27 protein-coding genes and 1 pseudogene are annotated in these 26984 nt (G+C 68.7%); 1 reads left to right on the forward strand and 27 read right to left on the reverse strand.

The annotated features are described in order from the left end of the window. Positions 1–4 precede the first annotated feature (4 nt). The 5 genes from Q8Q77_RS05395 to Q8Q77_RS05415 form a co-directional block, all read right to left on the reverse strand. Positions 5–199 carry a hypothetical protein gene (locus Q8Q77_RS05395; protein WP_305581937.1) on the reverse strand — a complete coding sequence of 65 codons (195 nt, stop codon included), beginning with the start codon at positions 197–199 and terminating at the stop codon, positions 5–7. Between the two features lie 106 nt (positions 200–305). Next, positions 306–596 carry a hypothetical protein gene (locus Q8Q77_RS05400; protein WP_305581939.1) on the reverse strand — a complete coding sequence of 97 codons (291 nt, stop codon included), beginning with the start codon at positions 594–596 and terminating at the stop codon, positions 306–308. A 49-nt stretch (positions 597–645) separates the two neighbouring features. Next, positions 646–1272, reverse strand: a complete 627-nt coding sequence (locus Q8Q77_RS05405; protein ID WP_305581941.1) for a hypothetical protein — start codon at positions 1270–1272, stop codon at positions 646–648. Further along, positions 1272–1547: a hypothetical protein gene (locus tag Q8Q77_RS05410; RefSeq protein WP_305581943.1), complete on the reverse strand. Its 276-nt coding sequence runs from the start codon at positions 1545–1547 to the stop codon at positions 1272–1274. Before Q8Q77_RS05410 ends, Q8Q77_RS05405 begins: the two co-directional genes overlap by 1 nt. Next, the gene (locus Q8Q77_RS05415) at positions 1544–2026 is read right to left on the reverse strand and encodes a hypothetical protein (RefSeq protein ID WP_305581945.1); all 483 of its coding nucleotides are present in this window, start codon (positions 2024–2026) and stop codon (positions 1544–1546) included. Before Q8Q77_RS05415 ends, Q8Q77_RS05410 begins: the two co-directional genes overlap by 4 nt. A gap of 639 nt (positions 2027–2665) precedes the next feature. Here Q8Q77_RS05415 and Q8Q77_RS20690 point away from each other — a divergent pair. Beyond that, positions 2666–2767, forward strand: a pseudogene (locus tag Q8Q77_RS20690) (PEPxxWA-CTERM sorting domain-containing protein); the annotation flags it as partial. Here the strand turns inward: Q8Q77_RS20690 and Q8Q77_RS05425 are convergent. The 22 genes from Q8Q77_RS05425 to Q8Q77_RS05530 form a co-directional block, all read right to left on the reverse strand. Next, entirely contained in the window at positions 2764–5205 is a 2442-nt protein-coding gene (locus Q8Q77_RS05425; RefSeq protein ID WP_305581949.1) for a hypothetical protein, read from the reverse strand. The pseudogene Q8Q77_RS20690 and the gene Q8Q77_RS05425 overlap by 4 nt on opposite strands. Positions 5206–5209: 4 nt before the next feature. Continuing rightward, positions 5210–6397 carry a hypothetical protein gene (locus Q8Q77_RS05430; protein ID WP_305581951.1) on the reverse strand — a complete coding sequence of 396 codons (1188 nt, stop codon included), beginning with the start codon at positions 6395–6397 and terminating at the stop codon, positions 5210–5212. A gap of 11 nt (positions 6398–6408) precedes the next feature. Next, positions 6409–7434, reverse strand: a complete 1026-nt coding sequence (locus Q8Q77_RS05435) for a hypothetical protein (RefSeq protein ID WP_305581953.1) — start codon at positions 7432–7434, stop codon at positions 6409–6411. A gap of 56 nt (positions 7435–7490) precedes the next feature. After that, positions 7491–8411, reverse strand: coding sequence for a hypothetical protein (locus Q8Q77_RS05440; RefSeq protein ID WP_305581954.1), 921 nt, complete (start codon positions 8409–8411; stop codon positions 7491–7493). A 10-nt stretch (positions 8412–8421) separates the two neighbouring features. After that, positions 8422–11634 (reverse strand): phage tail protein, encoded by a 3213-nt coding sequence (locus Q8Q77_RS05445; RefSeq protein ID WP_305581956.1) that lies wholly within the window; start codon positions 11632–11634, stop codon positions 8422–8424. Then, positions 11631–12026: a hypothetical protein gene (locus tag Q8Q77_RS05450; RefSeq protein ID WP_305581958.1), complete on the reverse strand. Its 396-nt coding sequence runs from the start codon at positions 12024–12026 to the stop codon at positions 11631–11633. Before Q8Q77_RS05450 ends, Q8Q77_RS05445 begins: the two co-directional genes overlap by 4 nt. A 6-nt stretch (positions 12027–12032) precedes the next feature. Beyond that, positions 12033–12692, reverse strand: coding sequence for a hypothetical protein (locus tag Q8Q77_RS05455; RefSeq protein ID WP_305581960.1), 660 nt, complete (start codon positions 12690–12692; stop codon positions 12033–12035). Then, the gene (locus Q8Q77_RS05460; RefSeq protein ID WP_305581962.1) at positions 12689–13372 is read right to left on the reverse strand and encodes a hypothetical protein; all 684 of its coding nucleotides are present in this window, start codon (positions 13370–13372) and stop codon (positions 12689–12691) included. Before Q8Q77_RS05460 ends, Q8Q77_RS05455 begins: the two co-directional genes overlap by 4 nt. Then, the gene (locus tag Q8Q77_RS05465) at positions 13372–15861 is read right to left on the reverse strand and encodes a phage tail length tape measure family protein (RefSeq protein ID WP_305581963.1); all 2490 of its coding nucleotides are present in this window, start codon (positions 15859–15861) and stop codon (positions 13372–13374) included. Before Q8Q77_RS05465 ends, Q8Q77_RS05460 begins: the two co-directional genes overlap by 1 nt. Beyond that, entirely contained in the window at positions 15861–16004 is a 144-nt protein-coding gene (locus Q8Q77_RS05470; protein ID WP_305581965.1) for a hypothetical protein, read from the reverse strand. Before Q8Q77_RS05470 ends, Q8Q77_RS05465 begins: the two co-directional genes overlap by 1 nt. A 71-nt stretch (positions 16005–16075) precedes the next feature. Beyond that, positions 16076–16576, reverse strand: coding sequence for a hypothetical protein (locus Q8Q77_RS05475; RefSeq protein ID WP_305581967.1), 501 nt, complete (start codon positions 16574–16576; stop codon positions 16076–16078). A gap of 37 nt (positions 16577–16613) precedes the next feature. Then, positions 16614–17906 (reverse strand): phage tail tube protein, encoded by a 1293-nt coding sequence (locus tag Q8Q77_RS05480; RefSeq protein WP_305581969.1) that lies wholly within the window; start codon positions 17904–17906, stop codon positions 16614–16616. Between the two features lie 13 nt (positions 17907–17919). After that, a complete protein-coding gene (locus Q8Q77_RS05485; protein WP_305581971.1) occupies positions 17920–18357 on the reverse strand; it encodes a hypothetical protein in 438 nt (145 codons plus the stop codon). Continuing rightward, entirely contained in the window at positions 18354–19073 is a 720-nt protein-coding gene (locus tag Q8Q77_RS05490) for a DUF6441 family protein (protein WP_305581973.1), read from the reverse strand. Before Q8Q77_RS05490 ends, Q8Q77_RS05485 begins: the two co-directional genes overlap by 4 nt. Before the next feature lie 22 nt (positions 19074–19095). Then, complete coding sequence (locus tag Q8Q77_RS05495; RefSeq protein WP_305581975.1) at positions 19096–19425, reverse strand: hypothetical protein; 330 nt, start codon at positions 19423–19425, stop codon at positions 19096–19098. Between the two features lie 3 nt (positions 19426–19428). Then, complete coding sequence (locus tag Q8Q77_RS05500; RefSeq protein ID WP_305581976.1) at positions 19429–19902, reverse strand: hypothetical protein; 474 nt, start codon at positions 19900–19902, stop codon at positions 19429–19431. 56 nt (positions 19903–19958) lie between these two features. Next, complete coding sequence (locus Q8Q77_RS05505) at positions 19959–20300, reverse strand: DUF2190 family protein (RefSeq protein ID WP_305581977.1); 342 nt, start codon at positions 20298–20300, stop codon at positions 19959–19961. Between the two features lie 152 nt (positions 20301–20452). Further along, on the reverse strand, positions 20453–22414 hold the full coding sequence (locus Q8Q77_RS05510) for a prohead protease/major capsid protein fusion protein (RefSeq protein WP_305581978.1): 1962 nt from the start codon (positions 22412–22414) through the stop codon (positions 20453–20455). A 3-nt stretch (positions 22415–22417) separates the two neighbouring features. After that, the gene (locus Q8Q77_RS05515; protein WP_305581979.1) at positions 22418–23920 is read right to left on the reverse strand and encodes a phage portal protein; all 1503 of its coding nucleotides are present in this window, start codon (positions 23918–23920) and stop codon (positions 22418–22420) included. Positions 23921–23923: 3 nt separating this feature from the next. Continuing rightward, complete coding sequence (locus Q8Q77_RS05520) at positions 23924–24139, reverse strand: phage head-tail joining protein (protein ID WP_305581980.1); 216 nt, start codon at positions 24137–24139, stop codon at positions 23924–23926. Further along, on the reverse strand, positions 24139–26289 hold the full coding sequence (locus Q8Q77_RS05525) for a phage terminase large subunit family protein (RefSeq protein ID WP_305582067.1): 2151 nt from the start codon (positions 26287–26289) through the stop codon (positions 24139–24141). Before Q8Q77_RS05525 ends, Q8Q77_RS05520 begins: the two co-directional genes overlap by 1 nt. Before the next feature lie 10 nt (positions 26290–26299). Further along, entirely contained in the window at positions 26300–26908 is a 609-nt protein-coding gene (locus tag Q8Q77_RS05530) for a hypothetical protein (RefSeq protein WP_305581981.1), read from the reverse strand. Positions 26909–26984: the final 76 nt, after the last annotated feature.

The following is a 26984-nucleotide window of genomic DNA, read 5'->3' on the forward strand; positions in this document are numbered from 1 at the left end:
GTCGCTAGGCGGCCGTCAGCGTCGGGATCGCGTCCAAGTCGGCGCCCAGCTTCTCGCGGGCGATCGCCAGGTCATAGGTCCGCTGCAGGTTCATCCAGAACTCGGGCGTCGATCCCACCAGCTTTCCCAGCTTCAGCGCCAGCACGGCGTCGATGTTCGCGCGGCCCTCCAGGAGGTCGTAGAGGCTGCGCCGGCCCATGTGCGGATAATCCGCACATAACCACGCAACGAAAAAGCGCCCCCCGGCCGGAGCCGAGGGGCGCAGGGGGGCGTTGGGAGGTCCGCCCGGTCGTTCTGGCGAGGCGCTAGAGCCCCGGCATCGACTTCCGGGCGGCTTCCGGGTCCAGGATGATCGTCTGGCCGCCCTGCCAGGCCGTACAGGCCTTGAAGAGCGCGACCAGGGCCTTGTTCGACAGTTCGCCCTCGTCCGTGGCGGCGACCACGCCGGCCGCCACGTCGCCGCAGTTCTGGTTGGACTGGATGCGCAGCTCGATCTGCTTGAGGTTCGGGAACGCGGCTCGGCCCGCCTCGGTGATGCAGCCGGATAGGGCGACGGACGCGAGCGCCAGCGCGCCGGCGCAGAGCATGGTCTTCATTTTCGGATCCTTTTTCAGCGGCCGGCGACGGGGAGCCCCCGCTAGCGGCCTAGGGGCGGTAGTTCGGCCGCCAGATGGCGTTGGCCCGCCGCACGGCTCTCCCGCGCTCAGCGAGGCCTAGGGAGCCGCCCTGGACGCGTCTGGTGATCCCAGCCAGGTCCTCGCTATCGGCGAGGGCGTTGAGGCCCCGATCGGCCCAGTAGGCCCCCGCGGCGCGGGCGGCGATCTTCGGCTGACGCAGCAGCTCGGGCGCGGCGACCAGGTCAACGCCGATCTGGTCGCCGACGCGCTGATGGTTCGCCTTGCCGGTGTTCATGATCAGGCCAGAGCCTCGATGCTTCCAGCCGTCGTCGACCTTGTTGTTGCCCAGTCGCCCGCCGTAGACCTTGTTGGCCAAGGCGCGGGGATTGCGGGCGAAAGGCGTGGCGGATTCGAGCGTCGGGAACCGCGTCGGCCAAACCTCCATCAGGCGCTCGGCGGAGTAGTTCAGGTTTTCCTCCAACCGCGTGAGCCCGGCGCTCTCGTGGTGCAACTGGCCCAGGAAGTGGCAGATGCGCGGCGGCGTGGTGATGGCGAACTCGACGCAGGCGGCGTCGATGGCCGGCGCCATCACCAGGTAGTCGCAACGTGGCGCGAAGAGCCGGAGCTGCGCGGCCGAGATCAGGGTGGCGACCATCAGCCCCGATCCACGGTCGCCACGGCGTTCGGCGCCGCCTCGGCCGTGACGACCAGCTTGGCGTGCCGGCCGCGCACCGCGATCTGCGACCACACGATGGGGCCGACGACCAGGACCAGGCCGGTCACGGCCGAGGCCGTGCTCTCATCGACCCAGCCCTTGCCGACCGCGAAACCGCCCAGCGCGACCAGCACCTGGCGCACCGCCGCCATGATCTGGTCGACCGCCGGGCTCTCCCGGACGGAGATCGGCGTGTTGATGTCGGGATCGCTCATGTTCCACCTCCTGCGGCCTTCCAAAGGGCCTCGATCAACTTGATGAATTTCGGCAGCTTCTCGGCGAGTGTCCCGGCCGTGATCAGGAAGGCGCAGACCGTCACCGCCCAGCCCTTCCAGTCGCTCCAGAACCCGATCGTCCTGGACGACTTCACGCTGGCCACGCCGGCGGCGGCCCCTCGCGCGGCCCCCTCGGCGGTCAGCAGCTCGTGGTCTGCCTGGTCGGCCCGGACCAGCTCGATCTCGCGCAGCGCCGCGTCGTGGAAGCGCTCGATCCGATTGTTGAGGTGGCTGATCTCGCGGCCGACGTCCTCGCCCAGGCCCTTGATCCCCAGGTCGACCCTCGCATCCGTGCGCTCGACGCGCTCTTCCAGGCGCGCAATGTCGCCCCGCAGATCGTCCCGCAGCGCCGTAATCTGGCCGGCGAGCTGGTCGAGCGGGCCGGTCGGCCGCCGGGGCGGGACAGGGCGGCGGGCCATCGGCTTGTACTCCCTGGGCACGGCCGATCGGCCAGTTGATCGCCTTGCCGGCGAGAGCTGGGTAAGCGGGGACATGGTCACTCCGCGTCTGAGGGTGGGAGATTTGGGCGCACACGGGCTTGTCGCCAGGCGCGTGCATCCGGTTGACAGGGACAACGCTAGGGCGAAGGGTCGCGCAAACTTGGAGAGGACTTGGACATGAAAATCATGTCGGCGGCGGCTGCCGCCTGCCTGCTATTGGCCGCCGCGGCGCCGGCTCAGGCCGCGAGATGGATTATCGATTTCAGCGTCGTGAGCGGTCTCTGGGCGCCCTCCGGCGATCCACGACCTTATGGCCTGCCCGATCAGTTTGGCCTGACCGGGTCGTTCACGACCGAGCTTGATGGCTTCGGCGCGCTCGTTCCGGTCGAGCTGGACTTTTCGCCCGGCCACGGGTTCCTGAAAGAAGACATCGTCATCGCCAGTTCATACCTGACGTTCACGCCCACCACGACGCCCCGGCCCGCCGGGTTCTTCCTGGACTTCGGGGGCGGCAATCAGGTGTTCTACTTCAGCCCCGGCGACAACGGCGTGCGCCTCAATGACGGGGTGAACCAAGCCTCTTGCGACGCCTGCGTCGTCGCGCCCGACCTGCCCATGGTTCCCGAGCCCGCGACCTGGGCGCTGATGATCACAGGCTTTGGTCTGGTCGGGACCGCCCTGCGGCGGCGGCCCAGGCTGGCCGCCGCCGCCCGCGCCTAGGCCGCCAGCGGCATCCCCTGCTGCTGGCCACTGGCGAGGTAGCGCCCGGCGACCGTCGTGTCGCTCAGGACCAGCGCCCCGCCGATCGGCAGGAAGCTGGGGTCCGCCGGCGTCAGGTCCGCGAAGATCGACGCGGCGGCCAGTCCGCCCTGGGCGACGGACGTGGCGTCCGACCCGAGCGGCAGGGCCCCGGTGCGGACGCTCAGGCCGACGATGTCGAGGTCCGGATAGACCCCGCCCACCCGCGTCGACCAGGCCAGGGTTTCCATGTGCAGGTGACTGAACAGGCAATAGCTGTCGGGTTCGAAGCTGGTGGTGAAGTTCGTGCTTCCCCCGACCTGGCTGCTGTGGAGCCAGACCAGATGCTCGGCGAAGTCGCAGGACACATAGGCGCCGGAAACGCCCACGCCATAGGCCGCCGAGTTGTCGAGGCCGGAGATGTTGCGCAGTCCGAAGTCGCGCACCGGGGCGTCGCTGTTGAACGAAACCCAGGCCGCGCCGACATAGTTGGTGGCCGTATGGAAGCGCACCGCCACGTTCTCATAGGCGTCGTAATAGGGCGCGAACACCGCCCCATGCCAGACCAGCACATCGGCGTGAATGTCCATCCAGGCGACCATCTGGGTCGGCGTGGAATTGACCGTGCGCAGGGCGACCGGATTGGCCGTGGTCTCACCCGCGATCGTCAGGAAGGTCGCCGCGCGCAAGGTGAGCGAAGCGGTCGCCGTCCAACCCGTGAGGGCGTTCACCGCATCGACCACGTCCTGGACCTGGGTGACCGCCCCAGCGGTCTTGTCCAGGATGACCTCAAGCACCTGCACGGCGCTCTCATAGAGCCGGAAGCGGCGATAGCTTCCCATGCCGGAGCCGCTGCCCAGGTTGCCCGTGATCTCCATTTGGCAGGACCCGAGGGAGCTGCTGATCTGGAATGCGTTTTCAGGAACCCGCAGGCCCGACAGGACCCCGCCGATCTCAGCCGTCCAGCCGCCATGAATGGCGCCGTGGACGTTTTCATGCGCCGACCCGGAGATCCGTTCGGTCAGGCAGTTCAACACCAGGGCGCAGAAACTGAGGCCGTATCCCGGAAGGTCGTGAGCCCAGACGTTGGTGAAATAGGTGTTGCCGCGCAGGTTCGACTGGTGAGTGATCCAGTTGCCGCGCGCGCTCATGCCTTCATTGAGGGCCGCCATGCCGGAGCCGGAGCCGCCATAGGCCGGGTTCGGCGACCCGCATTTGATCTCGCAGCCGGCGAAATGGTTCATGCGGTTGGACCCGGTCTGGGTCCGCAGGATCGCGCCCAGCGCCGGGTTCATGGCGGCGGTGTCGACCACGACGCCTAGGCCGAAGAACCGCAGGCCGTCATACTTCATCGTTGAGTTGGCCATCACCGGCTCATGGTCGCCCACCGTCATGGTCGACCCGCCGGCGGCGGCGAAGGTGGCCCAAGTCACGGCGGGCTTGTGGTCGCTCGCGACCGCATCCAGGCGATAGTTGCCCGTTTCGTGGCAGGTGATCAGCGGCCGAATTTTCCCTGTCGCCATCGCCCGGTCCAGGCAGGCCTTGGGCGTCCGATAGCGGGTGTCGGTCACCTCGGTCGGGGTCTTTTCCAGGCTGTACTCGACATCGAACACCTTGTTGGCGCCGACACCAGGTGCGCGCGGGCTGAAGACGAACGGCCCCTCGGTGCGCACCTCCATGGTGGGATCGAGCGCGATGGCGTCGACATAGAGCCGAGCGTCGCCCGTAGCGGATGCGGCCATGGCCGCATCGTAATCGAGGGTGATGCAGTATCCGCCGACGCGCACCGGCAGGCCGTTCTCATCGATGTCGTCGTGCCAGGTCTCTTCGGTGACGTCGAGAACGCCGCCCTCCCAGCGGCCGACCAGCTTCTCAAGTCCGCCCTTGGCCCCAGCATCGAAGACGATCGTGACTTCGCCGCCGATGGTCATGTAGGGCACGAACAGGGGCACGCACCATGGCTTGGCGGTCGTGCGCGGCAATTCCGGATCGGGCTCGGTCCCGACCGTCCAGCCGCTGCCCTGCGTCCCGTTGTAGAGCGGGCCTGGCGCCAGCTTGCCGGCCGGGGCGACAGGGGCGACCGTGCGCTTCATACGCATCCGCCAGCCGCCGGCCGCCGCGGCGTCGGCGGACGCCAGGGTGGCCACCGCCAGGGCGGCGCCCAGGAAACGGCGCCGACTCCGGCTGAATCCAGCAGCCTCATCCAGCGGGCGGCGGCTGGGTTCTTCCGACCAGCGCGGCCGGGGCGGTCGGGCGGGTCCCGCCGCCGCCCGGGCCGCCCGACGCATCCCGCCCAGGCTCTCGCGCGAACTCAGCGCGACCGAGGGAACGGCCAAAGCGAGTGAGACCGACCCGTCGACACCGACCCGGGCCGACGGCCGGGGAGCCAAGGCCCGCAGAGGCCATTGGAACCTGGTCATCCGATCAGGCCCCCATGCAATGATAGTTGAGCTTGGTGGACGACAGCGCCCCGACGTTGGTGACGATGATCGCCGTGGTCGAGACTGCGTAGCTGAAGACCAGGCCGCCCTGGCTGGTCACCGTGCAGAACGGCGCGGCCGCGTAGGCGGTAGCGAAGGTGATGGTGCAGGCGCTGGCCCCGGAACCTTCGGTCACCTCCCCCGCCGTGTCAGTCGAACCCGTCGTGATTGCCGGGGAGGTTCCGCAGTTGGACAGCGCCGGGATCGTGCCGAGCGAATTGATGTGACCGGCGTGGTTGATGCTCATCACCGACCGGACCGTGTTGGGCGTCGAACTGGTGGCCGCTTTCGGAGCCGTCTGGATGATGAAGGCGCCGCCGCCGCCGGTTCCGGTGCCGACCGGGGTCTGCACGGTGAAGTTCGGTCCGGCCGTGTCGGACGTTCCGGTCGCGACCCCTTGCGCGCGTAGGACTTGCGCCACGGGCGCAGCAGCATCGGTCGCGCCAAGCTGCACGACGGGCGTCGCATCAGCACCCGCCGCCGTCAGGATGAAAGACTGCGATTGGGCATTGTTGCGAATCCGCAACTCCCCATCCGCCGAAGCGAACAGTTTGGTTCGCGAACTGAAGGACAGGGCGCTGGTCGAGGCGACGGAAAGCCCTGCTCCGACAGTGACGGTTCCAATCTTGTCGACGCTGAACACCGAAGTCGTGCCGCTGCCGCCGCCATAGATGTTGAGCAGCTTGGTTGACGATCCGGTCCCAGTGATCGTCGCGCGGAACGCAACCCAGTCGAAGTTGGTCGAGCCGTTGTTGAGCGTCCCGGCCAGGTCAACCACGGCCGTAGTGCCCGAAGTGAGGTTGTAGCCGGTCGACACGAGGGCGGAGGTTCCGGCCGCCGGGGTGATGGTCTGGGTCTCAGTGAAGGTGTTGGCGCCGAGGGTCGCGCCGCCACCGCCGGAGATCGAGTGACAGCCCAGGCCCGTGCTGGTCGTCCAGATCAAGGCGTCGGTCGCGCCCGAGCAGGACGGGGCCGCGTGCGCGACGTAGGACCCTGACGATCCAGTCGGGTTCGCCAGGATCGTGTTGGCCGCGCCGGTCGCCGGCGCGCCGCCCCCAGACCCGGGCGGATTGGTGATGCTCTGGGCGCAGACAGAGCCGGCCAGGGCGAGCGCCGCCAGGGCGCCGATCATGAGGTTACGGATCATTGGGATTTCGCCACGAAAGCATGGGCCGTGGTCGCGGCGGTCACCTGGACAAGGCCGGTGACGACGATGCCGCCGGCGTTGCAGTTGAAGGCCGCGCCTGGCGCGAGGTTGATGGATTTGGCGGTCGTCGCGGTCCCGGTTCCCTCATAGACAAACAGGGTCTCGGACGCGGTGATGGGGTTCTGGATGAAGCATCCCAGCCGGCTGGCGGACGACGCAAAGACCGTTTGGAAGGTCCCGCCCGTGGTCACCGTGGAGGATGCATCGGTCGTGGTGGCCGCCCGGGGCTGGGTTGTCACCGGATCGGTCGCGGTCTTGATCGCCACCAGCTCGGCGATGGCGGCATCGAGCTTGGTGTTCGACGACGTGACCAAGGTCTCCAGGCCGTCGACCCGGCCATCCAGCGTATCGAGCTTGGTGTTGGTGCTGGCGATCGCGGTCTCGACGCCGTCGAGGAACCCCTCCAGGCCGTCGACCCGGCCGTCCAAGGTGGTGAGCTGGCCTTCCAGGCCGTCGGCGTGACCGATCAGCGTAGTCAGGCGCTCGTTGCGCCGCTTGTCGAGGGCGATGGCGTCGCACGTGCCGGCGTCGGTCCCGCAGGACGACGAGCCCGGCGCCCCGATGTCGGTGTCCAGGTTGCTGAGCGGCGTGCTGGTGACCGCCACCGTGCCGTCGACCGTGAACGCGCCGGAGCCGTCCCCGACCAGCAGCGTGCCCGCCAGCAGGTTGCGGATCGCCTTCTGGACCGCGATCGACGTCCCGCTGCCCGTGCCCGACCAGGCCGCGTCGTCCCGGTCACCCTGGGCGACGTCGCCGCCGTCGGCGATCGTCGTCGCCCCGCCCCCGCCGCCGCCCGCGCCTGGCGCATATTCGCCGGTCAGCGGATCGACCGAGACGACCTCGACATAGGTCTTCGCCGGGGCGGTTTCGCCGACGGATCGTTCGGCAGCCCAGGTCGGGGGCACAAGGGCGACGCTGAGCATGGCCGCAAGCGCAACCAGCCCTCTGATGCGGTGACGCATGGGGATATCCTCGGGTTGATGGGATGGGATGCGAGCGGCGCTCGCACCTGGCCGCCTCAGGGGGTCTTGGGTCGGGCGAGTTCTGGAAGTGGGACAGGGTCGGCGGTCGGTTCCGGCCAAGCCATCCCCTCAATGGGATGAGGCTCACCGGCCTCCCGCCGCAGGGCCGCGGAGATGCCCGCGCCCCGGCCGGCGAGGCCTAGCCCCTGATAGCCGTGCGTGGCGGCCAAGGCGGCGAGACCTGCGCCTAGCGCCAGCAGCTCCGACGTCACCTCATCGCGGCGGGCATAGATGATTTCGGCAGTCTGGCTGATCCCGTCCACTGGGGAGAAGGACGCGGCAGCTTTCATCAGGAGCGCCGCCAGGTCTCCGGCAAGACCGCCGAAGCCTTCCGTCCGGTCCAAGCTCCGCAGGGCGGTGCGGGCCTCCTCCAGGTCCATGAGCACCGGCATGGGGACCGGCTTGGCCCGTGTCGCCGCCACCTCGGCGGTGACCTCAGGCTCAGGCGCCGAGAGGGTCGCCGCGAGCTGGGCTCGGATGGCGTCCATGTCCGACTTTGCGACCCCCGCGGGCGGCGCGGCGACCCGCGACTTCGCCACCCGCTCTAGCAGCAGCACGTAGTCCCGGCGGGCTTCCTCGACCTGTTCGGCCTTGGTCTTTGGATTGGACCGCCAGAGTTCGGTGATCCCGATCCCCTGGCCATTCCCGACGATGAGCGGAAGGCCGTCGTCTCCGACTAGGGCCGTGCCGGTCTCGTCGCACAGGGAACCGCTCATGAAGTAGTTGTCGACGCCGGCCTGGACCGCCTCGACCTGCCACGTCTTGATCTTGACGTGGTGGCCGTCCGCCGTCCGATAGATGCGGTTCTCCGGCTTCTCGTCAGCCCGGGCCAGGACTTCGGTGATGTCCTCAGGCGGGCTGACGGCGGCCAGGGCGCGCACCCAAGGGACTTCGCCGCCGGGGATCGGATCGGCCAATTCGGGCCTCCTAGGGTTGGAAGACGTAAGGGTCGCCCGCCCCGCCGCCGTAGTAGCCGGGCGGGCTGGCCGGCGGCGGGGGGAACACCGCGGAACTGGACGTGGCCATGGTCCCCAGGAACAGCCAGTCGCCGGTCGCCAGGTAGCCGTTCAGATCGACGTTGCTGGCCAGGCCGAAGCCGCCGGTCGGCCAATAGAGCAGGATGTGCCAGCTATTTCCCGGCGGCATGGAGGAGAAGGTGTAGCCCGAGATCGAGCGCGTGTAGCTGGGGAACCCTTTGACCACGAAGCTGTCGATGTAGATGTGCGTGTCGTCGGCGGTCATAGGGAAGTGGTCGAGGACCAGGGCCTGGCCGAAGCCCGACGTGACCGCCCCTAACCCCTGGACGTTGCTGATCTTGCCGTCCTCGCCCAGGAACTGGAGCGACCCGGCCGGCGTCTTGGCTGTATGCGTCGCCCAGGCCGCCTGACCTGTGAATGCCGCCGAGGTCCCGACGCTGGTCAGGAAGTTCGACAGCGTCGCCAGGGTCCCGCCGGGCGTGTGATAGAGGTTCGATCCGAAGGCCCCGCCTACCGTCGAGGCCACATACCAGGTCGAGGTGACCCCGCTATAGACCTTGATCACGTCGCCGCCGGAGACGGTCGTATCGACCCAGACGTCCCCGTTCTGCGGTGAGGCCGGCGTTGTCGACTGGCGGAAGATTTCGTTTCGGGTGGCGATCAGGCTTCCGAGGTAGCCGGCGTAGCGCAGCAGATCGACGTCATCGGGCGAGGGCCGCCAGCCGTTCGTCGTGGTCGGCCCGAATTCCATCTGCAGGTCGGTGACGCTGATCGTCTGGCCGCCCGTCGCGTCGGCCGGGGTCACGAAGAGCCGGAAGTGGCCCGAATTCAGGTCCGGGTCCGCAGACTGCATGCCCGGCCAGGTGAAGCGCTTGGCCGTCGTCGTCAGGGGGAAAGTCTGATCAGGAACGTCCGACAGCGCATTGCCCGAGGCGTCCCGCCAGCCGGCCCGAAGTGTGGCCGTCCCGCTGCTGACCTTGGCCTTGAAGCTGGCCGAATAGGCCGCAAGCAAGTCCTCGCCGGTATGGTCGAAATCCCTGCCAGAACCGCCTTCGACGCGCGCATTGGAATTGCCTGGCAGGGTGAAGCCCCACTTGGCGTCGCCGACCGTCATGGGGTCGACCAGGACGGCGGTCGCGAATGGGACCCAGTCCTGCTTACGGAGGAGGTTTTTCGCTGGGATGCTGGAGAGCGCCGCCGAGATTTCCTCGAAGGTCTTCAGCGCACCGCCGGCGCTCAGCAGGTATCGCGCCGCCAGATCGCCCGGCGCCAAGGCGATCCAGGACGAGGCCGTGACCCGCCGACCTTCGGTGCTGATCGGGACCAGGCGGCCCTCGCAGGGGGTGTCCGGGGCGATCCCGTTGGTCGAGGTCATAACGCCGGCGGCCGGATCATTCGCAAGCGTCGCGGCGACCTCGGCCGAGCCCAGCACCCGGACTTCCAGGCGGACGCCCATGATTGCGGCGTCCACAGGCGTGTCCCAGTGGGCGATTACGCCAGGGGCCTCCTGGCCGTTGTCGCCGACATACTGGAAGGTCTCGATATCGACGCCGTCCAGTTCCAGCGGGTCCAGCGAGCCGGCCTCATCGACCGGCGCCGCGCCCGGCGTTCCTTCGTCCGTGGCCGCCGTCCAGGCGTAACAGCTCGAATTGATCTGCCGCAGGACCAGGCTGGTCCGATGGTCTTCGCCGACGACCACGTTCTCCACACGGAAGGTGATGGTCGAACCCAGGAAGCGCCGGTCGGACTGCCAGGCGAGCCAGTCGCCGTCTTCCAGCCATGAGAACCGCGGGCCAAGGACCAGCGAATATCGGCGCTCCTGGCGGCCCAGGCGGCGCTCGATCTCGCCGCAGCGCTGCGCCTGGGTCTGACTGGTCACCATGGACAGGGTCAGCGTCTTGGCCCGCTGGCCGCCATCCGCCACGATGTCCGAGACAGACCGGCGAACCGGCGCTGCGTGGTCTTGCCAGAGCTGGTCGGGCGCGATGTAGCGCGGCGTGACCAGGTTGACCCGCTGAGTGTCGCTCAGGAAGTCCTCGCCCTGGACCGCCTCACCCACGACCAGGTCGGCATCGGTGATCGTCGTGACGACGCTTTTGGCCGCGCCGGGCTCGATCTCAACGCCGCCGTCGCGCTGGACGATGACGCCGGCCATGGCCGCGGCGAAATACTCTTCGACCACGATGAACGGCTCGTCGGCCCGGATGACGCCGTTGGCGCGATATCGAGGCTCGGTTCCGCCGGCCAGCAGGGTCACGGCTTCGTCGCAGAGATTGGCCGCGGCGAAGATCCGAACCGGCTGGGCCTCTTCGGCGGTCAGGCCGCGGCCGATTAGCAGTTGCTCCGGCTCCTCGACCTGGTCGCCGGCATAGACGCCGCGACGGTAGTTGTAGGCGCAGATCGCCGCGTTGTCGGTCCACGCCCAGGTGTCCGGATCGTCCCACCGGTGCGCGCCCGACCCGCCGTCGACCGTCGTGTCCAAGCGCGGATCGTAGCAACGCTTGCCCTTCACCAGGGCCTTGAAGCTGGGACGCCCCGTCGACCACACTGGGCTGGTCGCGTTCGGCGCATCGGCCTTGTAGGCGAACACGATGTAGGCGACGCCGGCGGCGCGCTCGGTCGAGGTCCAGCGTCCACTCGAATTGGTCACGAGGTAGCTGCTAGCCGCCTGCGCCCAGGACCCGTCCTTCCAGTAGACCTCGAGTTGGCTGTTGAAGCCCGACTGCACGCCGTCGGCGGCGTAGGCGTAGTAGGTGTCCCCGATGAAGAACCCTTCCAGGCTCTCGCACTTGTGGTCGGCGACGGCGACGATCTGGACTTCCCAGTCTGTGCCGTACTGGCCGCCGAAGTTGAAGGCGTCCAGGAGCTGGCCGCCAGTCGCCGACAAACCGAAGATCACCTCTCGCGGGGCCTCGCCCAGCGTCAGCGACATCACGCTGGCTTGGCGTTCCTGACCTGATGTCCGCTGCGAGGGCGAGAGCAGCCGGTTGGCGATCGCCGAGATGGCGAGTGAGACGACCGCGTTGATGACGAAGGTCGCGACGGCCGCGGCGGTGCCGGTCAGGGCGAAGAAGCTGACGATGGCGGTCGAGACCGGTTCCGCGTGCGCGACGGTCGGAAGGACCAGCAGGATGGCCAGCGCCGCCAGGAAGAAGCCGATCACGCGACGCTCCAGGCGGCCGTGATCACCCGACGCGGCAGGCGGACCAGGCCATGGTCGCCCGGGCCGACGACCGTATCGCCTTCGACCACGACCAGGCTGTCGATCCCGCCGATCGTGACCAGGCCGACGTCGCCGCGCTTGGCCATGCTGGGCGCGATCCGGGGCAGGACGCTGTCTACGGCGGCTTCCAGGCCGCCCAGCCGCCTCAGGACGCGCTGAGCGCCCCTTTGGCTCGTCCAGTGGTGGCCAAGGCCCGCCAGAGGGTCCCGGCCGATGAGCGCCGTGACAACCGCCCGCGCGAAGGAGACGCAGTCGTTCGCCTGGTCGCCCCATGCGAGCGGCGCTCGCGCCCGGCTCTCCACCAGGGCGATCATGGCGTCATGGTCGCGCATGGGACCTCACACGAAGTGGTTGAAGTTCCCGAAGCCGGTCTGGCCACCGCCGAGCGCGCCGCCGCCGACCGTCTGGCCATTGGGCAGAGCGACGCCGGCGCGGGCCGGCGGCTTGCCACCCCAGGCCAGGGTCAGTTCCGCCGCCTGGCTGACCCGCTGGAAGGCCCCATCAGTCGCCTCGACCATCCGGTGATCGGCGTCCGAGCGCATCCGTCCGGTGTTGCGGCCAAGGCCCCGCGCGGCGGTCTCGACCAGGCAGCGGATTGTCGCCGTGCCGCCCGGTGTTTCCTCCCGCGGCAGGGTGTCCACCTTGCCCCGCGCGAACACGTTGGCGTCCAGGAGGTTGAGGCCTGAGCCATCGAAACCGAGACGCCAGACCGTCACCCGAGCCCCACGGACGTCCGCCGCCTCGATCAACGGGATGATGTCGGGATCGACCCCTGACAGGATCAGTTCGATCGCCTGTTCCGCGCCACCGAGTTGCGACCCGGTCGCGCGGATCATCCCGGCCGACCCGATCCCGACATAGACCTCACCGTCCAGGGTGATGGAGCCGTCCCCCGTCCAGACCCGAAATGGGTCGGACGTGGCGATCTTCACCGCCCCGGCGGTCATGGCGTCGCCGAGGTCCAGCGCGGCCTGCCAATCGACGCTGTAGGCCTTCATTCCAGAATCTCCTGGACGGCGACGATCCGCCCGCCGACCCGACGGCGGCGATCCATGTCGGTCAGCCGGGTCTCGCCGGGGACCAGCCCCATGATGCAGACCGGATTGTCCAGATAGGCGACCGCGTCGGAGGGCGTGAGGCCCGGGATCGCCGGCTCGATCGCCACAGTCACATTGCCCGAGCCATCGGTCGTGGCGCTTTCCAGCAGCCGGGTCAGGCCGCGGCGCGCGAGGCTCCCGGTCGTCCAACGATGGCCGACATAGTCGCCGATCGAGAGCTGCAATGCCGCCGGCAGATTGGTCAAGGTCAGCAGCGCCTGGCCGCCCGCTCCGGTCGACTGGGACCAGGTCGTGGCCGATCCGTCGAATGATCCCCCGCCCGCGCGCAGCAGGCCCGTAAAGCCGCCCATGTAGAGCCGCGGATAGGGCCGCGAGACGTCCTTGCCGTAGAAGCGCTTCTGAGCGCCCCGCAAGGCCGCCACGAAAGCCCTGACCTGGTCGGAGGTGACATCGGTGATCGCGTTCGCCACCGACCACTCTGCGGCCCAGCGTGGCGGACCGGCGGTAACGCCGCCGAACCGCCCGCCCGTCTCCGGGCTCGCATAGTCGAGGCGGGAAGGCTCGAAGACCTGCTGCCCGACCCAGTTGGCCGGCATCGCCAAAGGAAACGTCAGGGCCATCAGGCGGCCATCCGGCGGGCGCGGGCGTCGTTTGTGGTCGTCACGATGATGGTCGGCAGCTCAGCCTTCAGCCGCGCCATCTCGGTCCGGATGAGGTCCACCTCGCGCGGGCCAGCCCCTTGGGCGTTCACAGTGATGTAGATCGACGGCGCGCCGCCGCCCGCCATCGCCCGGCTTCGGTTCGCGTCAAAGACCTGGGTCGCGCCGGGCAGCCGGAGAAGTTCCGGGCCGCGCTCACCCGCCCAGGCCCAGCCGCCGGGATGATAGTTCGTTCCGTTGGCGTACATCTTGAAGCCGCCGCCGCTGAAGATTTCGCCCAGCTTGCCGAAGATGTTGGGCAGGCCCTTCGGGACAGAACCTTCCTGCAGGGGTGCGAAGCTGGAAGAACCCCCGCCGCCCTTGCCGCCGAACAGCGCGCCGAAGATGCCGCCGCTGCCCAGGGTCGGTTCGCTCGTGCCGAACAGCATGTTCCGCAGCGGATTGATCGCGGCCAGCCGGACTAGATCCCCGATGATGTCCTGGATCGCCTCGCGGGCGGTGTCCTTCCACGTGCCCCACGCCTGTCCGCCGGAGGCGAGCCGATCGGCGACCCGGTCGAATGCGCTCATATAGGCGCCCTTCATGGTCTGGGCGGCGGCTTCGTTGTCGTTCGCCTCGATGCGCAGGCTCGCCAGGCGGCGCTGCAGGTCCTCGGTCGACTCGAAGCCCTGCGGGGTCTCGGTCAACAGCTTGCGGCGGGTCTCGTACTCCGCGCGGGTCTCCGCGCCGATCTGTTGCTGCGCGATGAGCCGGGCCTTTGCCGCGGCGACGCCGGCGTTCTCATAATCGTTGATCAGCGCTCGCAGCCGGACTTCCGTCTCCAGCTCCTCGACCAGGAACTTGTTGTCCTGCAGCCGGGCGATGTTCAGCCGGTCGCGAAGCTTGAGGTCGGTCAGCCGCTCGGCGTTGCGCAGGGCCTCTTCGGCTTCGCGGGCCGCTTCGCGCGCCGCCTTACGGCCTTCCGTGGCGGCCGACCGGCCCTCGCGGGTCAGGGCGGCGGCCTGGGCGCTGGCGGACGAGTAGCCCGCTTCCACGGCCTTGATTTCTCGGCGCAGGGCGGCCAAGTCCTTCGTCGCCTTCGCGCCGTCGGACATCAGGCCCTTGTCGATCGCCTCCTGCAGCTTCGCGGCGTCGGTTCGCAGCCCGCCCAGTCGCCCGGCGCCCGGATTGATCCGGTCGCGGACGGCCCGGGCGTCCTGCGCCAGGATGTTCTCGCGGGTGGATTGGGCCGATCGCTGCTGGGACGCCAATTGCGATCGCAGGGTGGCCATCTCCGCGTCGATCTTCGCCAGTTCCGCCTGGACCAGGTTCGGCCCGACATTCAGGCCGGCGACCGTGTTCGCGCGCTTGATCTGCAGCGCGTTCAACTGCTCCAGGGCGCTGCCGCCGGAGATGGCCCGGTCGATCGCCCGGCCCATGGCGTCCCAGGCCCCCATGGCCTTCAGTTTCACGCTGTCCCAAGCGGCGCCCAGGACGCTGACATTGCTGGCCGCCGAAGTCAGCTTGCGCGAGAGCGCATCGGACAGCACGAGTTGGGCGTCTGTGACCCGGTTCTGTTCCAGCAGCGTCTGGACATAGCGATAGGTCCCGTCGTCCAGGAACCCGATCTTGGCGTTCAGCACCTCGGCGCCCTTGGCCGGATCGGCGAAGGCGACCGCCAGTTCCTGGGTGGCGGCCTTGGCGTCCTGGCGGGTGACGGTCGCATAGGTTCGGGTGAGCGCGATCAGTCCGCCGATCACGTCTTTCCCGATCCGCCCGGTCTCGGCGTAGGCGCCCGCCATCTCACGCGCCGCGCCCCCGCTGACCTGCCCGGCCTCGCGGTTGGCCTCGGCCAGAGCCATCAGTTCGGCGGCCGACGCGCCGGACGCCGCGCCGATCCCGCTCACGGCGATCTGCATCTGGCGCGAGGCTTCCTTGTTGGAGAGCCATGCCCCGGTCAGAAGCGCGATCGCCGTGACCGGGAGCCCGATGCTGAGCGCCAGGCGGGTCATGACGCCAATGGCGTTGCCCCCTTCCATGGCGATCGCCTGCAGGACCTGGGGACCCTGCTGCAGGGCGATCATGGCGGGACTGATGCCCGAGCCCAGCGACGCGACGATATCGGACCCGGTGTAGATCATGGTCTGACGCGTCATGTTCGACATGCCGCGACCGCGACCGCCGCCGGCGAAGGCCGCGGCGCTGTCCTGGGCAGACTTCGATTGGCGATCGACGCCCAGGATGGCGTTGAACTTCCGCTGCTCATCCGCCGCCCGACCGGCTTGCCGGGCGGCTTCGGCCATCTGGCGATATTTCGCCATCTGCCGATCGCTGGCGCGGCTGGCTTCGTCGGCGCCTTGGGCGATCGCGCCGTAAGCCGACTTGCCGGCCTGGCCGATCTCGCCGAGATCGCGCTTCACCTCCGCCTTGCCGTCGCTCTTGAGGCGGAATGCAACCTGGCGCGTCGTCATCAGGTCTCCTCCCGCCTCCAGGCGGTCACGATGAAAGGTTCGATGGCCGGCAGGATGTCGGCGACGAAGGCCTGATCGACGTCGCCGATCGCGGCCATCGTCAGGAAGGCTGGGAAGTCGAGCCCGAAGACCCCGCTATCCACCGCGCGGAGCTGGGCCTTGCAGGCCAGGACCAGCCGCCAGGTCGCCTTGCCGAGGTCCGTGCGGGGCTTGTTCAGCTCGTAGGGGCAGGCGGGGCAGGTCTCGCCGCACGCTTCACAGTAGTCCCGGCCGCCCCACGGGATTTCCGGGCCTTGGTCTTCTTCAGGGTCAGCGCCCCGGCCGGCGAAGTGCCACGCGGCAAGGGCGATGATCCGTTTTTTTCGTGCTCCTCCAGGAACGCCGGCACGACGTATTTCCGGTCGACGGCGTCGTAGGCGCCTTGGTTCTGCTCCAGCAGCTCCCTGACGCCGTCGGGCGTGATGTCGAGGGGATCGCCCTCTTCGTCGCCCACCCCCTCCCAGGCCAGCGCGGCCCAGACGGCCATCCCGATCGAGAAGGCGACGTTGGCCTCCCCGACCGTGGCGCCGGCCGCGATCGCCCGTTCCAGCTCTTCGCGGCCGGCGCCGATCCCGAGCGACGTCCAGGGCTTGAGCAACAGTCTCGACGGCTCGGGCGCGTCGGGCAGAGTGAGCACGATCCAAACCGGCTCGCGGTTCTTTTTGACGGTCAGCATGGGGGGTCCTGGGATGCGAGCGCCGCTCGCATCCGGGTTAGGCCGAGTGGTCGATGTCGTTGACCAGCGTGGCGGTGAGGAACAGCGACGTCCCGGACTGGGCCGAGGACTGGTAGGCGAAGGTCGCCTGGACCCCGCCAGGACCGCTGAGCGGAAGGCGCGGCTTGGGCAGGAAGACGCTGTGCAGGACGATCCGGAGCCGTTTGCTGGCGCTGATCCGCCAGCCGAAGGCCAGGTCAATAGGCTCCCCGGCGATCGCCAGGTCGAACATGACATTGTCCTTGAACCGGACCACGACATTACCGGTCGCCGACATCATGCCCGGGTCGGCCCCGGCGATCCGGCCGTCCTGGCGAACCACCTCGACCTTATCCAGGCCGTTCGAGAAGTTGAGGCCGCCCGAGACGATATCGCCCAGCAGGGTGCCGGCGCGCTCGATCTGGCTGGTGAACTGGCTGAAGCGCTCGATCACCTGTTCCGTCGGCGTGCCGGCCGAACTGGTGGGCAGGCGGGTCTCGCCCTGGCAGATCAGCCCGATCGCCGCCGACAGGTGCCCCGACCGCTGGACCTCGATCGCCAGGGTATTGGCCAGGCAGCCGAAGTTCACGCCATAGGAGGGCACGTCCGGAAGTCCGATTTCGATGCAGGCGTCCGGCAGGGTCAGGGCGCCGGCCTCATAGACGTTGTTGAAAGGACCGCTGGCCGAGCCGCCAGCGAGGGTGGCTCCCGACGGGGTCGCGTTCGTGGCGGGCGAACTGCCGGCGACGATCGTGAAGGCGTTGCCGCCGGTCCCCAGCGTGTCGTGGGTGATGGTGATCGTCGTGCCGGCCAGGTCCAGGCTGTAGCTGGCGACCGCGACGCCGGCGACGACGCTGGCGTTGAGCGCCAGCACGGCGTTGAAGAGCGTATCGGCGAGGGTCGCGCCGATCTTGATCTGGTTGGCCGCCGGCGTGCCGGTGACGAACGTGAAGGCCTGGCCGCCGACCGTGATGATGGCGTTGTTTGCGGGCTGGGCGCTGAACACGTAGGCGCCGCTCGCAGCGACGCCGGCGGCGGTCGCAGGAACGCCAAGCAGCAGCTTCAGCCAATAGCCGAAATTGCGCAGGTCGACCGGGACCTGGACGTCGCCGTCATCATTGATCACGTCCTTGCTCGGCGGCTGCGGCGCGCGGCCATAGCCCAGCAGGTCGCTTTCGATCAGCGCCTGTTCCTCGCCCAGGTTGGAGGAGACGAACGGCATTTTGTGCCAGTTACCGGTCGGGATTGCGCCATAGGCGCCCCCATTGAATTCCAGCGCCATGATGGCGTTGGCGCCGCGTGCGCGAGCCATGGTCGTTCTCCGATCAGGTGAGGGGGTTCGGCGTGGAGTAGACGGCGATCAGGCCCGCTGAGGTCCAGCGGATCGCGGCCGAGCCCATCGGGTCGGCGTCATCTGGTGAGGGCGCTTCCGGCTCCAGCCATTCGCAGAGCCCGCCCAGGGTGCGATCGGCGGCGACGGCCGCGCCGATCGCGCCCAGCATGTCGTCCAGGACTTCTTCCCGGGTCTTCAGCGTCGACTCGTAGGCGGCCAGCTCGAAGACGATCCGGTGAGCATAGGTGTAGCTGAGCGGCGAGAGCTGGACGTCGGGCTCCCCAGGGTCTCCGTCGCGGATGATCACGTTGCCGCCCGGTCCGACGCGCTGCGGAGCATCCCGGTTCCGGGCGACATCCGCGCCAGAGCCGAGGGCGGCGATGAACATCGCTTTCACGCCCTCCAGGACTTGTTCGCGCTTGCTGCTCACCAGCCGCTTCCCTTCGTTCTGGGGCCGCTCCAGGGCTTGAAGGGCGCGATCGGGCGTCCACTATCGTCCATCAGCATGGGAGCGTTGCGGTCGGGCATCCGCGACCAGTGCTTGTCGATCAGGGCCGGCATCCGCGCTGCGGCACGGGTCGCCAGGGTCTCCAGATCGAACAGCTTTTTGACCCTGCTGGTCCGGTGCAGGACGAAGATCACGACCGTCGCGCGGCCCGCCAGCCGGGTGTAGCCGCCGCCGTTGCGCGAGGTCGACCGGTTCTGCGCCGCGAGCCCCCGGCCCGTCAGCCTGGCATTGTCGAGGACCAGGATGGCTGATCTGCCGCCGCGCAGCGGAATGAAGCGAAGCTTGACGCCCTTGCGCTTCTCCCAGACCGCCGGGGTGATCCGCCGGGCGCCGGCGGCCGGCGTCGGCCAGGCAAGCCACTTTCCGTCCCGGGCGCGAATGGTGACGCCTCGCGAGAAGGCGTCGATGATCTTGGGGGCCTTCGTCCAGATGAAGGCGGCGGGGTCCAGGGAGTTCTGACCCTTGGCGGGATAGGCTCGGCTTCGAACAGTCCGCGCCAGCCGCGCGCCAAGTCCGGCGGCCTCGATCACGCCGCGCCAGTCGTCCTTCAGCAGCTCGCCGGCCTCTTCCATCGCCCGGGTCTGGACTTCGGCGATGTCCTCTTCCGTGCCGGCCAGCAGGGTTGCGATGTCGGTCATTCCGACCCGTTGGCGCATGGCCTCAGGGAACCGGGATCGGCTCGCAGAGCCATTCGAGCCCGGTCGTCGTCAGGCGAGGCTCGATGCTCACCTTCAGCACTTCGCCGGTCTCGGTGATGGTCACCAGGTCGTCCTGCTGCGCCGTCGTCAGTTCGGATTTTCGCACTCGCAACTCGCCGACCGCGACGATCGCCGTGCTGTCGCCGAACCCGATCACGTCTTCGCCGTTGCGGCGGCGGATGGTCAGGGGGATAGCCGGCCCGCCCCCCTGAGGCTGCCAGGACGCAGGCTCGCCGTACGCGCGGTACAGCGCGCCCAGCAGCCTGGCGCGGCGCTCAGAGAGGGCGGACATGCCTTAGAGGCCTTCGACGTCCGGGATATCCCGCTTGGCGTCCCCGGCGGCCTTGATCTCGGCCTCCGAAGCGTAGCGAGCCCGACCGGCGCTGCGGAGGTTTTCGCCCAGCTCGGTCGGCGTGCGGATCATCATGCCGATGCCGAAGGTCTCATGGCCGGGCTGCGCCCAGACCATGACGACAGACTTGGAGTCGCCAGCCTTCGCCGCTTTGGCGGCTTTCTTCGCGTCGGCGGCGTTCGTCGGCGCGCTGACGTCGGCCCCGGCCGCATTACCTTCGGCCGCCGGCGCGGGATCGGCCCTCGGTTCGGCGGGAGCAACCTCGTCCGCGCTGAGCGGGGCCGGAGCCGCGTCGGCCTTGGCGACCGGATCGGCCCCGGCGGCGGGCGGCGCAGCCGGCTTGGGGGAGTGGCCGGCGTCCTTGTCGGGCGACAGCGCGGCGGCGGCGCAGGCCGCCATGAGGTGGATACGGAGCATCGAAGCTCTCCTGGATTAGTGGAAGGAAGGGTGAGGCGACGCCCCCGCGCCGGGTCCTAGATGGTCGGGACCAGGCGAAGCCGGACGGTCGTGTCGGCGGTGAGCTTGGCGGCCACGGCCACACCGACCTTGGTGTTGCTGGTCGACGTCTTGGTCATCCGCTTGTTGGTGTTGTCCCAGTAGACGAGCTCGCCGACCGCGAAGGCCTGGCCCGAGCCCGCGCCCTCGGCGATGTGGTCGAAGACGCCGCTGACGTGGATCGCCACCGCGTCGCCGGCGACATTGGTCGTCACCGCGATGCCGAACAGCAGGTTCAGCAGCACACCGACGCCCGAAGTGGTGCCGCCCGAGGGAGCGGTGATGTCGATGGGCGAGCCTTCGGAAATCTGGGTCTTCATGGTCTGAGTGTCCTTTTGCTGGAGGAGCCGGGGTCTCCGGCGAAGACACCGGGCGCCATCGCATCGGGATGGCGTCGGGGGCGTTCGCTGGTCCGGAAAGACAAGGGCCGCCCGAAGGCGGCCCTGTCCGTCGTGGGTCTAGATCCCCAGGCTTAGGTGCCCGGGTTCATGTAGAGGCCGCGGTGATCGATGGCCTTCACGCCGAAGTCGAGGCGCGCCTTGAACTCCATCCCATCGACTTCGAAACCGACGCGCTCCTCCATGAACACGCCGTCGTCGCCTTCCAGGTAGGCGTACTCGATCGTGTCGACCATGCTCGGGTCGGCCGCCGTGAACCAGGGCGTAGCGCCCGAGCTGCGGTTGAGCCGGGACTCCACGATCAGGCTCATGGAGTCGGCGAAGACGTTCACGTCGCCCGTCGTCGTGGCCTGGATGCCCGACAGGATTTTCTGACCCGCCACCCGATCCTTACGGCCGACCAGCAGGAACTTCGGCGCGAGGTTCAACTGTTCCCCGCCGATGCCCACCTGGTTGCCCATGGCCACGTCGCTGGCGTTGAGCGTGCTTTCGGAGATCGCGCCGCCCGCTCCCGCCAGATTGCCGTGGGTCGCGTGGAAGAGAGCCACGCCGTCGGCCATGTTCGGGTTGGCGATGAGCGGCGCATAGGCCGCGTCGGATTCGAACCGGGCCGCCGCCGCACCGAACATCTGCGGGATGCGGGTGAAGGCGTCCAGATCGTCGTTGATCAGGACTTGGCGGGTGATCGCGAAGCGGCGGCCATAGGTGGCCAGGGCGTAGACTTCCTTGCCCTCGCCGATGGTCCCCATCTTGAACGCACCGCCCTCCGGAACCAGCAGGAAGGCCGGCGCCGTGCCGAGCTGCAGGCGGGAGATTTGCTTGAAGTCCGGAGCCGTCGCGCGGCGCTGCCAGGCCTTGAAGGTCTGCGGCGCTTCCTCGTAGCCCCGGCGCAGGGTCGCGCCGGCCACGTTCGACAGCACGTGGGGGAAGTCCGACGTCGAATGGATGCGCAGCGCCAGGTCGGCCAGCTCGCGCTTGCCAAGGCCCCGCACCTTCTCGCCGTTCTCTTCCAAGTTCCGGCGCGCCATCTCCAGCAGGCTCATCCCCCGCCATTCGCGGGCGGCCGGGGTCAGCTCCTGGCTCGGGTCGTGGCGGTGCGCCAGGGCGCTGGCGATCGCCTCCCGCATCGTGTCGCGCTCATCGACATTGATGCGGACACCCGAATGGGCGGGTTGCAGCGGGGCCTGGGTCCGCTGGGCGTCGGCGGCCGTGCGCAGGAGGTGCGAACGCGCCGCTTCCGGGGTCATGTCCGTCGCCCAGGTGCGGGCCTGGACGGCGATGGCGTCGCCGAAGGCGCGGGCGTCCTCGACGAACGACAGGGCCTCGGCCGGGGTCATGCGAGCGCCGCTCGCATCGGCCGCCGGAGCCGGAACGGGCGCGGGCGCGGGAGCCGGCGGCGCGACCGGATCGGCGCGGTTCAGAGGAGCCGGCGCGGGGCCGGGGTTGACGATATCTTCCGGGTCCATGTGCCGGTTCTCCGTTGTGATGATGACGCAGGGGTTCAATCCATCGTCCGACCGGACCCCTGCATCCGGGTCGGCTGGAACGGGACAAAGGGAGACTTCCAGAAGCTCCCATCGGGTGGCGGTGTAGACCGGGTAATCACCCTCCTTGTGTTCGGTCAGGGTGAGTTCCGTGATCCGGTAGCCGATGCTCACGCCCTTCACGTTGCCGGCGGCGACGTCTCCTTCCGCCGAGCGGGCCGGGTCGGAATCGCCGAACTTGACGGGCAGGACGAGTTGGCCGGCGTCGAACCGGGCGCCGGTGACGACGCCGAGCTGGTCCTTCACGCTCCAACGCGAATGGCTGTCCAGCAGCGGGCAGACGCCCTTCTCGACGCGGCCCAGGTCGACGGCCGACGCAGAGATGTCGAGGACTTCCCAGTAGTAGTCGCGGGTCCAGGACCAGCGCAGAACGCGCGTTCCTGTCGCGGCGGTCAGGTCGACGGTGTGCTTGTCCGGGTCGTAGCTGGTGGCCTGGGACTCACGACGCTGCACCGCGAGGCGGACCTCGCGCCGAATTTGGATCGCCGACATGGATTATTTCCCTTGGTTCGCGCCGCCGGCGATGTAGCCGACCGCAGCTTGCAGGATGCCGCTGTCCGTCAGACGGCGGGGATCAGTGTCGAAGGCCAGACCTCTCTCGTCCGCCATCCTGTTGAACTCGGCGATCTCGTCGAGGTGATCGGCGGGCTTTAGGCCCCGTTCCGACAGCGCCTTGGACATCGACTTCAGGCCGCCGCGGATATCCATCTGCTCGCCGGCGGAATCCTTGATCGGATCGTTCGAACGACGCACCGGGAAGGCGTAGGTCGCCTTGACCTCCAGGAACCGCTTGTCGCCGGTTTCCAGGTACAGCCGGCGCATCCGGCGGGCGAAGGCCGGCGCGGCGACGAACGGGACCAAGATGTTCTGCTGCACATCGTCCAGGCGGGCGTGGAACGGGTTGGTCAGGGCGCGCAGGCTGGAATAGTTGGCCTCGCTCGGGTCACCCGTGAGCATGTGGTACGGGATCGTCGTCGCCGAGACGCCCATCAGTTCCTGTTTCATGAGCTGGGCGCCGCCAACGCTCGTATTGGGATTGAGAACGGTCGCGGTCTCGCCTGGGCGGGCGCGGAACACCATGCCGGGGCGAAGCGTGTCGGGCGATTTCGCCTCGCCCGGGGCCGGGATCGCCTGACTTGTCGTGTCGTCGAACGGGCTGGTTGGCGTTCCAGCTTCACCAGGCGTCAGGACCAGGGCCAGGCAGGCGGCGACCTTTTCGCGCACGAGCTGAGCGTCGGCGCAATCGGCGACGTCCCGAAGCGTCGTGGCCACCGGCGCGAGCCAGGAGATGCCCCGGGTCTGGCCGGCGCGGCGCTCTTCGTAGACGTGGTCGACGTGCGCGGCTTCGAAACGGGTCGACTGGTTCGCGCGGAAGCCGATGTCGCCGGGATGGCGGTCGAAAATCCAGTAGGCGATCCGGTCGCCGGCGGCGTCGAACTCGACGCCCTGGACGATCAGATTGGAGCCGGCGACGTCGCGGTTCTTCGTGTGGTCGAGGAAGGCGCCTTCCAGGACCTTGCAGCGGCCGTCCGGGCCTTTGGCGTCCGGTTGCCAGACGATCAGTGACTCGCCGCCGACCACCATCCCGCTGCAGGCCAGTTTCTGGACGCCATAGATGTCCTGGCGACCGTCGACTTTCGAGCCTGCGAACGCGTCCCATTCCTGCTGGGCGCGGGCCTGGACGCCCGGGTCTTCGTGGACGGCGCTGGCGGCGATCCCGTCGCCCACCAGGTGGGCGGTGAGCTGGATATCGATCGCCGCGGCGTGCTTGTTGTTGCGGACCAGGTCGAAACCGCTGTTGCGGGACTTCTCGATCGCGCGGGCGCCCTCGCGGTCGGCGCTGGACGACGGGCGACGCCAATTCTGCGTCCGCCGGCCCGAGGTCGCGACCTCGTAGTCCCGCATCGCCCGCACCGCGATGCGTTCGGCGATCCGCCGACGCACCCGCGCGGGATCGAAGGGTTCGATAACCCGGTCCAGGACCTCGCCAAGCGTCATGGCCTAATCCCGGCTGTGCGCGGGCGCGCTGAAGCCGAACTGGCCTTGGCCCGAGGTCGACGCGGAGGCGGCCAGGTCGCGGAAGTGATCGAGGGCCGAGCGGATTTCCTTCACGCTCCGATAGGTCACGCGCTCGCCGTTCTGTTCGATCGTCAGTTCCCCGGACGCCAGCGCGTTCACCAGGCCGGAGATTTCGGTCGCGTAGTCGGGTGCGGGCATCAGCTAAGCCAGTCCTCTCGGGCAGGAATCCATGGGGTGGACGGCTCTGGCGCGCCCGCCGCCGGCGCAGGTGCGACGGCGAGCGCTGCCCCCGGATTGTCAGCCCTCGTGGGGAGAGGCTGCGTCACCGGGATCGGGTTGATCATCCGAGCGACCAGGTCGCCCTGCAGGGGGTCGGGCGAGGCGTAACGATCGGCCTGTAGGCCCATCCAGTCCGTCTCGGATCGGTTGTCCAAGGCCATCGCCTCGGCCGCGGCGCGGTTGTAGATGCGGCAGTCCAGCCAGTGGTTCTGACGGCCGCTCTCGACCTTCCACACCCGGCGAGGCTGACCGGCCTTCACTTCCACGACGCAGCTCTCGCTGGTCAGCATGTCGAAGTAGTCGGCGGTCGCGTGACGCCCGAAATGGATGCGACCGGGGAGACGTTCGGCCCGCTCGCCCTTCGCCTCTCGCTCGGCGAACTGGATCGAGGCGCGCAGGAACCCGAAGAAGCTGTATTTCGCGCCGTAGGTCCCGACGAAGTGGGCGTCCTCACCGGCCTTCTTCTTCCGGCGCTTCACCCGGTTCGATTTGCCCTGGTCGTAGTGGATGGGTTGGCTGCGGCCGAGGATCGGCAACGTCCAACCATCGCGGCCGAAGATCGGGAGCCGCTTGTGCGATCGGCGGCAGAACGCCTTGGCGGCTTCGGTGTTGTAGCCGGCGTCGACAACGATCTGATCGAAGCCGTAGGCCTTGCCACCCGGCAGTTCGAAGGTCCGCTTCGCATAGTCCTCGAGGACGGCCCAGGCGCCCTGGCTGGGGACGTCGGTTGGCCCGGGCAGGAAGCCGTTGTCGAGGCTCCAGTTCTCAAGCCCATAGGCCCATCCGAGGGCTTCGAAGTAGATCCCATCACCTTGGATGTCGCAGCCCAGCGTGAAGACGACCGGACCCCAGGGCAGTTGATGCTTGTCCCAGTCCTGAGAGCGAAGGACTTCCAGGCTCTCGGCCGGCGGCGCGTCGCCCTTCAGGGCGAAGACCTCGCCGAGCTGCAGGTTCGTCCAGGTCCGCAGCTTGTTGACGTCGCCCTGCGCGGCCACAAAGCCCGTGCAGAGCGTCGCCCAGGTCATGAACGCCGTGATGATCCCGGTGATGTGGTAGCCGGGCTGGCGGCCCTTCACATCGCGCGCGCGGGCCTGCTGGAAGTCCTCTTCCGACATCACCCGCGGCGGCTTCTCGCCGTCGATCTCCACCGTCGGGACCCATCCGTCGGCGAGCGACATCAGGGCCTTTTCCCAGTGGGCGGCCGGATAGCCGCAGCAGGGCGATTTCAGGTGGACCTTGGCCGGCTCCCCGTCCGGCCACTTCAGGTCGTCCCACACCGGATCGAACCGGTCGCCGCACTGGCGGCACTTCAGGTAGAAGCGGCGTTGATCGCTGAGCCCGTAGGCCCGTTCGATCTTCGACGCGCCCTTGTTCGTCGGCGTGCTGATCTTCAGGCGCTTGGCGATGCCCTGGCGCGTGAAGGTCGTCAGGCGGGCGTCGACCATGCTTTCCGGCGAGCCCTGGTTGTCCAGGTCGTCGGGGAACTGGTCCAGGTCGTCTTCGATCGCGTAGCGGATCGAGTGCTGGCGAAGGGTGGCGGCGGAGTTCGCGCCGGCGATCAGCATCCAGCCGCCGCGCTTGAACCGCACCCGTAGCGCCGTGGTCCCGTTTCCCTCGCGGGAGCGCTTCGGCATGATCGAACCGCGGCGCTCCGGATTGAGTTGCGGCGTGGCCTCGACCATCGGCCAGAACTTCTCGGCCAGCCAATCCTTGGCCGCCGTGATCGTCGCCTGCACGTACATCAGCGGGCCGGGGGCGACGTCGCTGATGTAGCCGATCCAGTTTTCGGCGGTCACCGAGCCGCCCGACTGGGCGCATTTGATGATCGGGACTTCGCTCGTCGGATCGAAGGGCGAAAGCTTGTCGTGGATTTCGACCAGGTAGGGCGCGCGGGTCGCGTCGTACTTGCCGGGATACGGGCTGTCGTCGCCGAAGTGGCGGTGCTTGGCCGACCAGTCGGCGACGCTGATCCGGGGCGGCGGGCGGAGCGAGGCGGCGAAGGCCCGGTCGATGCGAGCGGCGTTCGCATCCAGGACCGGCTCCGCGTAGCCGAAGGGCCGGACGTGCATGTTCACGCGGTCAGTCCTCCGGGGGTTCGTCCTCTTCGTCGTCCAGCGACGCCAAGGTGTGGTCGGCTTCGCGTTCGGCCCGGGCCTGGTCGTCGATGTCGGCGGCGAGCTGGTCGAACATCGCGTCGAAGGCCTCGCCCAGGATGGAGATGATCGTCCGAGGCTCAGTCTCGGCCGCCAGGCGCTCGGCGTGCTGCCGGACCAGGGCCAGGGTCCGCTCCCTCACCAGGCGGGCCATGTCGCCGGCCCGGCGTTCGTACTCGGCCAGCGGGACCAGATTGCCCAGAAGCTGTTCGGTCTCGATCCGGCGGCGGCGAGTCCGCTGCTGCATCTCGTCGAGGCGGGCGGCCTCGATCGCGGTCGGCGCCGGCGGCGCCCTGGTCGTCTCCGGCTGGGCCGCCGAGGCCTCGCCCTGATCTGACGTGCGAGGCCGTCCCCGCGTCGGGTCGATCGTGCCCCGGACCAGCAGGTCCGACTTCTCGGCGTCGACCAGTTGCTTGCCCGGGCGGGCGGGATCGGGCGCGAAGACCAGCAGGCCCTTCGCCTTCCAGTTCGAGACCGCCGGCTTTCCCACCTGGTGGCGGGCGGCGAACTCCGTCTGGCTCATCAGAAGGGCCATGGTTCACCGAGTTCAAATTGAATTCAGGGCCGGAACTAACGGACTTTCGCGCTCAGCCCCACCGCATAGGGGGCCG

It is taken from the genome of Phenylobacterium sp. (assembly GCF_030698145.1).
Lineage (GTDB): Bacteria > Pseudomonadota > Alphaproteobacteria > Caulobacterales > Caulobacteraceae > Phenylobacterium.